At 73.3% G+C, this 12,382-nt stretch carries 9 protein-coding genes; 6 read left to right on the top strand and 3 right to left on the bottom strand.

The features are described from left to right. Nucleotides 1–140: 140 nt before the first annotated feature. The 4 genes from J2S66_RS02310 to J2S66_RS02325 all read left to right on the top strand — a co-directional run bounded on the left by J2S66_RS02310 (nt 141) and on the right by J2S66_RS02325 (nt 3,954). Entirely contained in the window at nt 141–632 is a 492-nt protein-coding gene (locus J2S66_RS02310) for a LuxR C-terminal-related transcriptional regulator (RefSeq protein WP_306745376.1), read from the top strand. Between the two features lie 275 nt (nt 633–907). Beyond that, complete coding sequence (locus J2S66_RS02315; protein ID WP_310303144.1) at nt 908–2,152, top strand: ABC transporter substrate-binding protein; 1,245 nt, start codon at nt 908–910, stop codon at nt 2,150–2,152. Between the two features lie 107 nt (nt 2,153–2,259). Then, the gene (locus tag J2S66_RS02320; protein WP_310303146.1) at nt 2,260–3,480 is read left to right on the top strand and encodes an ABC transporter substrate-binding protein; all 1,221 of its coding nucleotides are present in this window, start codon (nt 2,260–2,262) and stop codon (nt 3,478–3,480) included. A 36-nt stretch (nt 3,481–3,516) separates the two neighbouring features. Beyond that, nucleotides 3,517–3,954 (top strand): SRPBCC family protein, encoded by a 438-nt coding sequence (locus J2S66_RS02325; RefSeq protein ID WP_310303148.1) that lies wholly within the window; start codon nt 3,517–3,519, stop codon nt 3,952–3,954. Nucleotides 3,955–4,018: 64 nt separating this feature from the next. Here the strand turns inward: J2S66_RS02325 and J2S66_RS02330 are convergent, their stop codons facing one another. From J2S66_RS02330 to J2S66_RS02340, 3 genes are read right to left on the bottom strand one after another with little or no spacing between them, the layout of a single operon-like run. Continuing rightward, complete coding sequence (locus J2S66_RS02330) at nt 4,019–5,596, bottom strand: phytoene desaturase family protein (protein WP_310303152.1); 1,578 nt, start codon at nt 5,594–5,596, stop codon at nt 4,019–4,021. After that, nucleotides 5,593–6,630, bottom strand: coding sequence for an NAD-dependent epimerase/dehydratase family protein (locus J2S66_RS02335; protein WP_310303154.1), 1,038 nt, complete (start codon nt 6,628–6,630; stop codon nt 5,593–5,595). Before J2S66_RS02335 ends, J2S66_RS02330 begins: the two co-directional genes overlap by 4 nt. A 15-nt stretch (nt 6,631–6,645) precedes the next feature. Continuing rightward, a complete protein-coding gene (locus tag J2S66_RS02340) occupies nt 6,646–8,997 on the bottom strand; it encodes a Tex family protein (RefSeq protein WP_310303156.1) in 2,352 nt (783 codons plus the stop codon). A 302-nt stretch (nt 8,998–9,299) separates the two neighbouring features. Here J2S66_RS02340 and J2S66_RS02345 point away from each other — a divergent pair, with 302 nt between their 5' ends. After that, a complete protein-coding gene (locus tag J2S66_RS02345; protein ID WP_310303159.1) occupies nt 9,300–11,327 on the top strand; it encodes an ATP-binding protein in 2,028 nt (675 codons plus the stop codon). A gap of 68 nt (nt 11,328–11,395) precedes the next feature. Beyond that, nucleotides 11,396–12,280 carry an alpha/beta fold hydrolase gene (locus tag J2S66_RS02350; RefSeq protein WP_310303162.1) on the top strand — a complete coding sequence of 295 codons (885 nt, stop codon included), beginning with the start codon at nt 11,396–11,398 and terminating at the stop codon, nt 12,278–12,280. Nucleotides 12,281–12,382: the final 102 nt, after the last annotated feature.

Below are 12,382 nucleotides of genomic sequence, written 5' to 3' on the forward strand. Positions count from 1 at the left end.
GTATCGTGGGTGTGACGCGTCTCACTTGACACTCATTAAAGCCGGCAGTTGAGTGTGTGGCGATATTGGTGCCGCTGAATGAAATGGGGATCAGTCCAGTGGCCTTCGCCGTTGAGTTGACTTTTCGCGATGCGCGACAGGTGCGGAGATCCATTCATCTCGCGCACCGGGAATACTGGCGCCCGCTCGCCGAGCAGGGCGTGCTCGTCGGGACCGGGCCGTGGGCCGACGGGTCCGGTGTCCTGCTGATCGTGCAGGTGCCGGACGACGCCGCCGCCCGGGACCTGGTGCGCGGCGACCCGTACGTGCGCTCGCAGTCGATCGCCGAGGTGCGCATCCGCCAGTGGCACGTCCTGCTGGGGTTGCCGGAGGGCGAGCGGGTGCCGGGCATCGTCCGCCCGCGCGACGGTCAGACCGCGGACTCGCGCTCCCGCGAGCCGCTGACGCCGCACGAGCACCGGATCGCGCTCATGATGCTGGAAGGCATGACGAACCGGCAGATCGCCGAGCACTTCTCGGTGTCGACCCGGGCCGTGGAGCTCCACATCACCCGCATCTACCGCAAGCTGGACATCGGCCGGCGCGCCCAGTTGGCCGCCGCCATGCCGTGGGGGCAGCGCTCCTACCTGTAGGACCTGATCGGGCCGGGTGGTCGCGGGCGCGTTCCCGCGACCACCCGGCCCGGCGACCGAGGTCGGCCGGGTTGGTGCGGCCCCGCGCGAGCGGGTGCGCGACGTCCTGTTCACGCGGCGACAGGGCGTCACCGTCACCGCGCCACCCGCCGCCGTCATCCACGAACGCGCTCGCTGTTGCGCCGTTCGAGTGAATCACGGGTAATTCCGAGCGACATTCCGACCGTTCGGTATGCACAATCACGGGCACCGGTGGTCCGCCCACGCTCCCACCGGTGAGCGGCCTGACATTGGAGTCACCGGTGCGCACCCTGATCGCCACTACCGCGCTGCTCGGACTGCTCGCCGCCGGTTGCGCCGAGCCCGAGCCCGAGCCGAGAACCGGTCCCGGGGTGACCGGGACGACCATCTCGCTCGGCGTGCTGACCGACCTGACCGGCCCGTTCTCGGCGACGTCGTCGATCCGCATCAAGGGCTACGAGCTGTTCTTCGGGGAGCTGAACGGGCGCGGCGGGATCTGCGGCCGGAAGGTCGAGCTGAAGCAGCGGGACCACGGCTACGACGTGAACCGGGCGCTGGAGGGCTACTTCGCGCTGGAGCCCGAGGTCCTGGGGTTCGTGGACGTCACCGGCGCGCCGATGACGGAGGCCATCGAGCCGGACCTGATGCAGACGCGTGCCCTCGCCGCGCCGGCGTCGTGGTCGGCGAGCCTGCTCGGCAACCCGCACATGGTCGTCGTCGGGACGACCTACGACCTCGACGTGATCAACGGCCTGGACCACCTGAAGCGGACCGGTGCGATCGCGTCCGGCGACACCGTCGGCCACGTCCACGTGGACAGCGACTACGGCCGCAACGCCCTGGAGGGCAGCGAGTTCGCCGCCGGGCACTGGGGCGTGGAGCTGGTCGCGAAGCCCGTCGCCGAAACCGCCGACGTCGCCGCCCAGGTGACGGAACTGCGCGCGGCGGGCGCGAAGGCCGTGGTGCTCAGCACCTCACCGCGGCAGACCGCGACCGCCGTGGCCACCGCCGAGCGGCTCGACTGGCACGTCCCGTTCCTGGTCAACGCCGCCGGCTACGACCCGTCGATCCTCGACTCGCCGGCCGCCGCGGCCGTCGTCGAGCGGGTGCTGGTCGTCTCGGCGATCGCCCCGTTCGCCGCCGACGCCGCCGGACCGCGCGAGGTCGCGGAGGCGTTCCGGCGCACCTACCCCGACCTCGAACCGACCGGGTCGGTGGACCACGGCTACGCGGTCGGCGTCGCCTTCGCCGCGATCCTGGAGAAGGCGTGCGCGGAGCACGACCTGACCCGCGACGGCGTCCTGCGGGCGTTCCAGGAGACCGGCCACGTGGACACGAAGGGGTTGACCGGTCCGCTGCGGTTCTCCCTCACCGGGCGCCCGTCCAGCACGCTGTCCTACATCACCCGCCCGGACCCGGCGACGCCCGGCGGCCTCGCCGTGGTCGCGGACCTGTTCGAATCGGAGCTGGTCAAGCTCAAGGGCACCCGCGCCGGGTAGTCCCGCCGCGCACCGCGCCCGCGGTGCGGTTCCTCACAGGATTAGGTGCCGGGGCCGGGTTCTGCCAATACTCCTACCGACCGGTAACCGGAGGTGGGAGTTCACTCGTGCGCAACCTGATCGTGACGACGGCCGTGATCGCCCTGGTCGCCTCCGGGTGCGCCGGCGAGGACGGGGACCCGGTCCAGACCGGCCCGGGGGTCACCGACACGACCATCTCCCTCGGCGTGCTGACCGACCTGACCGGCCCGTTCTCGGCCACCTCGCTGCTCCGCATCAAGGGCTACGAGCTGTTCTTCGGGGAGCTGAACGGGCGCGGCGGGATCTGCGGCCGGAAGGTCGAGCTGAAGCAGGAGGACCACGGCTACGACGTGAACCGGGCGCTGGACGGCTACTTCGCGCTGGAGCCCGAGGTCCTCGGGTTCGTGGACGTCACCGGCGCGCCGATGACGGAGGCCATCGAGCCGGACCTGATGCAGACGCGTGCCCTCGCCGCGCCGGCGTCGTGGTCGGCGAGCCTGCTCGGCAACCCGCACATGGTCGTCGTCGGGACGACCTACGACCTCGACGTGATCAACGGCCTGGACCACCTGAAGCGGACCGGCGTCATCGCGCCCGGCGACACCGTCGGCCACGTCCACGTGGACAGCGACTACGGCCGCAACGCCCTGGAGGGCAGCGAGTTCGCCGCCGGGCACTGGGGCATGCGGCTGGTGTCCCGGTCCGTCGCCGAGACCGCCGACGTGTCCGCCCAGATCGCCGAACTGCGCGCGGCCGGCGCCAAGGCCGTGTTCCTCAGCACCTCGCCGCAGCAGACCGCCCTCGCCGTCGCCACCTCCGAGAACCTCGGCTGGAAGGTCCCGTTCCTGGTCAACGCGGTCGGCTACGACCCGCTGATCCTGGAGTCCCCGGCCGCCGGCGCCGTCGCCGAACGCCTGCTGGTGGTGTCGCCGATCGCCCCGTTCGCCACCGACGCGCCCGGTCCGCGCGACGTCGCGGCCGCATTCGGGGAGAAGTTCCCCGACGTCGAGCCGACCGGCTCGGTGGACCACGGCTACGTCATCGGCGTCGCGTTCGCCGCGATCCTGGAGAAGGCGTGCGCCGAGCGCGACCTGACCCGCGACGGCGTGCTGCGCGCGTTCGCCGACACCAACGCCGTGGACACCCGCGGTCTCACCGGTCAGCTGCGGTTCTCCCTGGCCGGGCGGCCGTCGAGCACCCAGTCCTACGTCGCCCGGCCCGACCCGGCGACGCCCGGCGGCCTCGCCGTGGTGGCCGACCTGTTCGAGTCGGACCTGGTCGCGCTCAAGGGCACCCGCGCCCGGTAGCGGTTTCCCCACGTCGAGCGCGGGAACCCCGGTGGCGTGATCCAGGTGCGCACGGTGGTGCCGACGACGGTGGACAAGGTGTTCTCGGTGCTCGAGGACGGCTGGTCGTACGCGGGCTGGGTGGTGGGCGCCGCCCACATCCGCGAGGTGGACCCGGGGTGGCCGGGGGTGGGCACGCGCATCCACCACAGCGTGGGCGCGTGGCCGGTGGCGGTGAAGGACGTGAGCACCGTGCTGGCCGTCGAACCGGGGCGGCTGCTGGAGTTGGAGGCCCGCCTGTGGCCCCTCGGCGCGGCCCGGGTGCGCTTCGAGCTGACCGAGGTGGCGGACGGCACCGAGATCGTCATGTCCGAGGAAGCCGTCAAGGGGCCGCCCGCGCTGCTGCCGGAGGCCGTGCAGGCCGTGTTCCTCAAGCCCCGCAACCGCGAGACGCTGCGCCGGCTCGCCGACCTCGCCGTCCGGCGCCGGGACTGACCCGCCGTCCGGCGCGGGAACGACCTCGCGCCGGACGACCGCTCCGCCGCCGCACGGGCCCGCTCTAGTACACGGCCTTGTGCAGACCGCGGACCAACAGCTGGTAGGCGTCCCCGGCCAGGCCGTTGCGCGCCAAGGCCGCCCGCGCCGCGTTCGCCCCCGCCGCGCCGTGCACCCCGCCACCGGGGTGGGCCGACGCGCCCGCGAGGAACAGCCGGTCCACCGGGGTGTCCGCCCGCCCGAGCCCCGGCACGGGGCGGAACACGAGCTGCTGGTGGATCGCCGCCGTCCCCGAGTTGATCGACCCGCCCACGAGCGCCCGGTTGCGGTCCTCCAGGTCGCCGGGCCCCTGCGCGAAGCGCCCGCGCACCAGGTCGCGGAACCCCGGCGCGTGCTGCTCGATCAGCTGCTCCACCCGGTCCGCCCGCCGCCGGGTCCGCTCGGGCGACCACGACTCGCCGCGCGGCACGTGCGTGTAGGCCCACGCCGTCTCCGTACCCGCGGGCGACCGGGTCGGGTCCGACGTGGTCATCTGCCCCATGATCACGAACGGCGTGCGGGGCAGCTTGCCGCACGCGATCTCCGTGCTGGCCACCGCCAACCCGTTGAAGTCGCCCCCCAGGTGGACCGTCCCGGCGCCGCGCGCCTCGGGGGCCGTCCACGGGATGGGCCCGTCCAGCGCCCAGTCCACCTTCACCGTCGCGTCGTCCCACTCGAACCGGCCCAGGTCCGACACCAGCCGCGGCGGCAGGTGGTCGGGGCCCACCATGTCCAGGTAGAGCGTCGGCGCGGGCACGTCCGCCAACACCGCCTTGCGCGCCCGCACGAACCCGCCCGACGCGTCGCGCACGCCCAACGCCCGACCGCCGGCCACCACGACCCGCGCCACCGGCCGCGAGCACTCGACGACCCCGCCCAGGCGGTGCACCAGCGCCCGGGTCAGCGACGCGGCCCCGCCCTCGGGCACCGGGTAGCCGACGTCCTGCCCCAGCATCGACAGCAGCCACCCGAACGCGGCACCGCCGCCCTGGTCCGGCCCGAGGTCGGTGTGCATCGCGTTGCCCGCCATCAGCATCGGCGCGCCCTCACCGCGGAACCGGTCGTCGCCGAACGCCCGCACCGACTGCACGAACGTCCGCGCGAACCGCAGCGAACCGCCCGCGCCCAGCGCGCCCAGCAGCCCGGCCGCGGCCTTCACCGGCGGGAACGGCCTCATCAGCGCCTCGATCAACGAGTCCCGCACCCGCTGCCAGCGCGCGAACTCCTCCCGCCACACCTCGCCGTCGCCGGCCGCGAACGAGTCCACCGACGCGGCCGTGCGGTCCACGTCCCGGGACAGCAGCGCGGCCCGGTCGTCGGGCAGCACGTGCGCCAGCACCTCGGGCGCGTGCCGCCACACCAGCCCGTGCCGCGCCAGGTCCAGGCCGGCGATCACCGGTGACGCCACGCCCAGCGGGTAGAACGCGCTGAACAGGTCGTTCTTGAACCCGGGTTCGATCAGCTCCGCCGTGCGCACCGCCCCGCCGGGCTCGTCGGCGGCCTCCAGCACCAGGACGTCCCACCCGGCGTCGGCCAGCACGTTCGCCGCCACCAGCCCGTTGGGCCCTGCTCCCACGACCACCGCGTCCACGACGTCGCTCAACGCAACCCTCCCTGTCGGCTCGGCCGTCCCCAACCCAGTCTGCGCCACCACGCCCCGTCACGCGGTGCGAGTGGTCCCCACGTGCCACGCCCGTCGATCATCGCCCGGACGAGCGAGTCCAGCACCTCCCGGGGTGCGTACCGCGGCGCCCAGCCGAGCGCCCGCAGCCGCGTCGTGTCCACAAGGGACACCTGGTCCGCGAGGCGCAGCCAGCCGGGGTGCAGCGGTTGCGCGCCGAACCGCCACGCGGGGCCCGCCACGGCGTGCGCCGCGGCGAACGGAACCGGCACCAGGAAACCGCCGAAGATCTCCGCCAGGTCGCGCGCGCGCAGCGCCGGGTCGGCGGCGACGTTGAACGCGCCGGTCGTCCGTCCGCGCAGCAGCAGCGCCACGGCCCCCGCCACGTCCCGCGCGTGCACCACCTGCAACCGCAGCCCGCGCCACAGCGGCACCGGCAGCCACGAACGGCCCAGCAGCGCGGCGGGCACCAGCGGGCTCAGCGTCCACCGCTCGATCTCGCCCGCCGCGTCGTCCTGCACGACCGCGGCCGGTCGGACGACGGTGGTGGACGACCTGCCGGCCACCATCCGCTCCAGCTCCGCCTTGTGCAGGCTGTACCCGCTCCCGGCGACCCCGTCGCGCGGCCAGTCCTCGTCCACCGGGTGGTCGGCGGGGGAGTAGGCGGCGACCGAGGACGCGACGACGAGGTGCGGCACGCCCGCGCGGTCGGCGGCGCGCAGCACGTGCTCGGTGCCGCCGATGTTGGTGCGGCGCATGTCGGGCTCGTCGGTGCGGGGCTGGATCGCCCACGCCAGGTGGACCACGGCGTCGGCGCCGTCGAACGCCCTGGTCAAGATCTCCTCGGCACCCGGCGCGCCGATGTCGCACCGGACCCACCGACTGTCGTCGGGCACGCGCCGGGCGACGCCGAGGACGTCGTGCGTCCGGTCGGGGTGGGGGTGGTCGTCGTCCCGGAGCTCGCGGCGCAGGGCGGTGCCCACGCTGCCGCTGGCCCCGGTGACGACGACCCTCATGCCGGCCGGGTACCCCTATCGACCGCCGCCAAGCCCCGCGCGCCGCAGCGCTTCGGCCATCGCGCCGTTGGCCGGCGGGCGCTCCGGCTGACGACCGCCGCCGCCACCGCCGCCGCGCCGGCCACCGCCGCGCTGACCGCCACCGCCACCGCCACCGCCGCCGCCACTGCCGCGCCGACCGTCCTGCTGCTGGTCGCGCGCCGGCTTGCGGCCCGGTTCGTCCTGCAACCGCAGCGACAACCCGATCCGCTTGCGCGGGATGTCGACCTCCAGCACCTTCACCCGCACCACGTCACCGGACTTCACGACGTCGCGCGGGTCCTTCACGTAGGTGTCGGACAGCGCCGAGATGTGCACGAGGCCGTCCTGGTGCACGCCGATGTCGACGAACGCCCCGAACGCGGCCACGTTCGTCACCACGCCCTCCAGCACCATGCCGGGCCTGAGGTCGGCGATCTTCTCCACGCCGTCGGCGAACGTCGCCGTCTTGAACGCCGGGCGCGGGTCGCGACCGGGCTTCTCCAGCTCGCGCAGGATGTCCGTGACGGTGGGCAGGCCGAACGTGTCGTCCACGAAGTCCTGCGGCCGCAACGACTTCAGCACCGCCGTGTTGCCGATCAGCTGCTCCGCGCCCGCGCGCTGCTGGATGCGGCGCACCACCGGGTACGCCTCGGGGTGCACGGAGGAGGCGTCGAGCGGGTCGTCGCCGTTGGGGATGCGGAGGAAGCCCGCGCACTGCTCGAACGCCTTCGGGCCGAGCCGCGGCACGTCCTTCAGCGCCTTGCGGGAGCGGAACGGGCCGTTCGAGTCGCGGTGCAGCACGATGTTCTCGGCCAGGCCGGCCGTGATGCCCGAGACCCGGGTCAGCAGCGGCACGGACGCGGTGTTGAGGTCCACGCCGACCGCGTTCACGCAGTCCTCGACCACCGCGTCCAGCGAGCGCGACAGCTTCGACTCGGCCAGGTCGTGCTGGTACTGGCCCACGCCGATCGACTTCGGGTCGATCTTCACCAGTTCGGCCAGCGGGTCCTGCAACCGGCGCGCGATGGACACCGCGCCGCGCAGCGACACGTCCATGCCGGGCAGCTCGGCCGACGCGAACGCCGACGCCGAGTAGACCGACGCGCCCGCCTCCGACACCACGACCTTGGTGAGCGTGAGCTCCGGGTGCCGCTTGAGCAGGTCGCCGGCGAGCTTGTCGGTCTCGCGCGACGCGGTGCCGTTGCCGATGGCGATCAGTTCCACGTCGTGCTTCTTCGCGAGCGCGGCGAGCTTGGCGATCGACTCGTCCCAGCGGTTCGCGGGCACGTGCGGGTGGATCACGTCGGTGGCGACGACCTTGCCCGTCGCGTCGACCACGGCGACCTTCACGCCGGTGCGGAACCCGGGGTCCAGGCCCATGGTGGCGCGGGTGCCCGCGGGCGCGGCCAGCAGCAGGTCGCGCAGGTTCGAGGCGAACACCTTCACGGCCTCGTCCTCGGCGAACGCCCGCAGCCGGGCGCGCAGGTCGATGCCCAGGTGCACGAGGATGCGGGTGCGCCAGGCCCAGCGGACCGTGTCGGTCAGCCACTTGTCGGCCGGCCGGCCCCGGTCGTCCACGCCGAAGCGCGCCGCGATGCCCACCTCGTAGCCGGTGGGCTCCTCGTCGTCGCCCGCGTCGAGGACGAGGTCGAGGACCTCCTCCTTCTCGCCGCGCAGCAGGGCGAGGATGCGGTGCGAGGGGAGCTTGGTGAACGGTTCGGAGAAGTCGAAGTAGTCGGAGAACTTCGCCCCGTCCTCCTCCTTGCCCTCGCGGACCTTCGACGTCACCCGCCCGCGCGTCCACATGCGCTCGCGCAGCTCGCCGATCAGGTCGCCGTCCTCGCCGAACCGCTCGACCAGGATGGACCGCGCGCCCTGGAGCGCCGCCGCGACGTCCGGGACCTCCTCGGTCACGTACGCCTCGGCCACGACCCGCGGGTCCTGCGTCGGGTCGGCCAGCAGCCCGTCGGCCAGCGGCTCCAGGCCCTGCTCGCGCGCGATCTGCGCCTTCGTCCGCCGCTTCGGCTTGTAGGGCAGGTAGAGGTCCTCCAGGCGGGCCTTGGAGTCGGCGGCCAGGATCGACGCCTCCAGCGCGTCGTCCAGCTTGCCCTGCGACCGGATCGACTCCAGCACGGCCGCCCGGCGCTCCTCCAGCTCGCGCAGGTAGCCCAACCGCTCTTCCAGGGTGCGCAGCTGGGCGTCGTCCAGCGCGCCGGTCGCCTCCTTCCGGTAGCGGGCGATGAAGGGCACGGTCGAGCCGCCGTCGAGCAGGTCGACCGCGGCGCTGACCTGCCCGGCCCGCACGCCCAGTTCGTCGGCGATCCTCTGGTGGATGGCTGTGGTCACAGCGAGCCATTGTGCCCTGGTGCCGAGGCATCCCGGGGCGCGGGGGACGACTCGCGCGCCGCGGGGTGCGGAATGGGCGTGGCGCGATTCGGGATAGCGGTTGCGGCGAATGGTCGCGAGCCGATCGGATCAACGTTCGCCTATCCGGTCGGCGGTATCCGGTGTCCGATATCTTCGATGTCGGACATTCCGTCCGGCACGTGCCTTCGAAGGTGGTGGGTGTGGCGTCCGGTCCACGCAACGAAATTTCCGGGACTGTATCGCATTCCAATGTTTTCCAGGCTCGTGACGTACACGGGGACGTGCACTTTCACGCTGCCCCGCATTCGTTCCCGACGCCCCGGCAATTGCCTGCCGCGATTTCCCACTTCACCGACCGCGCTGCCCATCTGGCCAGGTTGGACGAGTGGTTGGACACAGCGGACGATCGTGCGTCGCCGATCGAGGTGATCGCCGGTGTGGGCGGTGTGGGGAAGACCTCGCTCATCACGCACTGGGCGCACCGGGTGCGCGAGAGGTTCAGCGACGGTGACCTCTACGTCGACCTGCGCGGCTATCACGTCGAACGCCCGGTGAACCCGGAGGACGCTCTCGAACACGTGCTGCGCGCGCTGGACGTGCCGAGCGAGCGATTACCCGGCGGGGTCGACGCCAGAGCGGCGCTCTGGCGCTCCCTGGTGTACCGCCGGCGGATGCTGCTGCTGTTGGACAACGCCTCGTCCGCGCAGCAGGTGAGACCCCTGCTCCCCGGCACCCCGACCTGTAGGGTCGTGATCACGAGCCGTAGCGACCTGGCCGGTCTGGCGACGAAGAACGGAGCGCACCGGATGCCGCTGGACGTGATGCCGCCGGACCGGGCAGCGGACCTCCTGCGCGAGGTGGTCGGAGCCGAGCGGATCGACGCCGAACCGGCTGCGGTCTCCTCGCTGATCGAGTACTGCGGGCACCTCCCGCTCGCGCTGCGCATCGCGGCCGAGAGGCTCGCGAACGACGACGGCGCGCGGGTGGCCGACCTGGTGGCCGAACTGGCCGAGGAGCGCGAACGACTCGACGTGCTGGCGACGCCGGGAGACGAGACCGCGACGGTGCGCGCGGTGTTCTCGTGGTCCTACCGGGCGCTCGACGACCCCGTTGCCCGCGCTTACCGCCTGCTGGGGCTGACCCGGGGCGCGGACATCGGCCTGTCCGCCGCCGCGGCGCTGATCGGGGCGGGCGAGGGGCGTACCCGCCGCTTGCTGGCCGAGTTGACCTCGGTCCACCTGCTCGCCGAGCGCGACCGGCGTTACCAGTTGCACGACCTGCTGCGCCTGCACGCCGCCGAGTGCGCGGAGTCCGACGAGGACGAGGAGGGGCGGCGCGAGGCCGTCCGCCGACTGCTGACTTGGTACGCGCACGCCACCGCCGCCGCGGTGCACGAGATCATCCCGTTCTTCTCGCAGATCCCGATCGACCTCCCAGACCCGGTGGGCGTGGTCCCGGACTTCGCCGACCGCGCCGCCGCCCTGGCGTGGGGTGACGCGGAACGCCCCAACCTGGTGGCGGCGATCAGCCAGGCGGCACGCCTCGGCGAGCACCGGGCGGCCTGGCAGCTGGCCGTGCTGATCTTCGGCCTGATGCTCGTCCGCAAGCCGCACCGGGACTGGGTGACGACGCACGAGGTCGGGATCGACTCGGCCCGCGCCTGCGGCGAGGTGGCAGCCGAGGCGTGGTTGCGCACCAGCGCCGCCATCGCCGAACGGGAGCTGCTGCGCTTCGAGCGCGCGTTGGAGCACCTGGAGACGGCCCTGGTCCGCTGGCGCGAGGACGGCACGAGGTGGGGCATCGCGTGGACGCTCCGCGACACCGGTGCCACCTACCACGCGATGGGGCGGAGCAGCGAGGCGATCCCGGTGTTCCGGCAGGCCCTGGCGATGCACCTGGAGGACGCCGACACCTGGGGCGAGGCCACCGCGTTGGCCGGCCTGGCCAAGGCGCACGTCCGGACCGGCGAGGTCGACCTGGCGCTCACCGAGGCGAGGCGGGCCCTGGAGATCAGGCGCGAGCACGACGACCGGCGCAACATCGGCAACGCGCTGAACGACGTGGCGGCCGTGCTGATCGCCGCGGGCGAGTTCGACCAGGCCGCCGAGCACGCCGGGCAGGCGCTGCGGGTGCTGACCGAGGCCGACTACTGGAACGGCTGCGCGGTGTCGCACGAGATCCTCGGTGATGCCCTGGCCGGGCGCGGCCAGGCGGAGGAAGCGGGGGCCGAGTGGGCTGCCGCCGCCCGGCTCTACGAGTCGCTGGGCGACCCGCGAGGCGACGAGCTGCGCGCCCGACTGGGAGGTTGACGACGCCCCCGGGGCGCCCGCGCGGATGCCCCGGCGGGCGTACCGAGCGGTCGGTCATACTCGCGGGTATGACGACACTCGACCACTGGGGCGGGACGAGCCGGTACGCGGACCTGGACGGTCCGGTGCACTACGTGGACTTCGGCGGCGACGGGCCGCCCGTCGTCCTCGTGCACGGGCTGGGCGGGTCGCACCTGAACTGGTGCCTGCTCGCGCCGCACCTGGTGGAGCGCCACCGGGTGCTCGCCGTCGACCTCGCCGGGTTCGGCCTCACCCACCCCGAGGGCCGTTCCACGACGGTGCCGTCGAACGCCCGCCTGCTCGACCGGTTCGTCGCCGAGGTGGTGGGGGAGCCCGTCGCCCTGGTCGGCAACTCGATGGGCGGGATGATCTCCGTCCTGCACGCCGCGCGCCGGCCCGCCGGCGTCACCCACCTGGCCCTGCTGGACCCGGCCGTGCCACTGCTGGGCGCCCGCCTCGACCCGCAGGTCGCCGCCGCGTTCGCCCTGTACTCGCTGCCCGGCGCGGGGCGCTGGTTGCTGGAGAGGTCGCGGCGGGGCGTGTCGCCGCGCCGCCAGGTCAAGCGCGTGCTCAACCTGGTGTGCGCGAACTCCAAGGTGGTGCCCGAGGAGGTCGTCCTCGCCTCGATGAACCTCATCGAGCAGCGCGAGGAGATCCCCGGCCTGGACGAGGCGTTCCTCGCCGCCGCCCGCTCGGTGGTCCGGGCCAGCGCGGCCGGCCGCCGCTACTACGCGGCGATGAGCAGGGTGAAGGCCCCCGTCTACCTGGCGCACGGCGACCGCGACCGGCTCGTGCCGGTCAAGGCGGCGGAGGCCGCGGCCCGGCGCAACCCGTCCTGGGAGTTCGAGGTGTTCGAGGGGGTCGGGCACGTGCCGCAGCTGGAGATCCCGGAGGTGATCGCCGAGCGGCTGCTCGCCCTGACGGCCCGGTAGTGGTCCGGACCGATCGGCGCGCAATCGAGACTGATCGGTACTGGCGATTTTCACGCCGGTGAAACACCATGGTGACCTGGGACACGCTCGACGCCGAGCGGG

The organism is Saccharothrix longispora, assembly GCF_031455225.1.
Classification (GTDB): domain Bacteria; phylum Actinomycetota; class Actinomycetes; order Mycobacteriales; family Pseudonocardiaceae; genus Actinosynnema; species Actinosynnema longispora.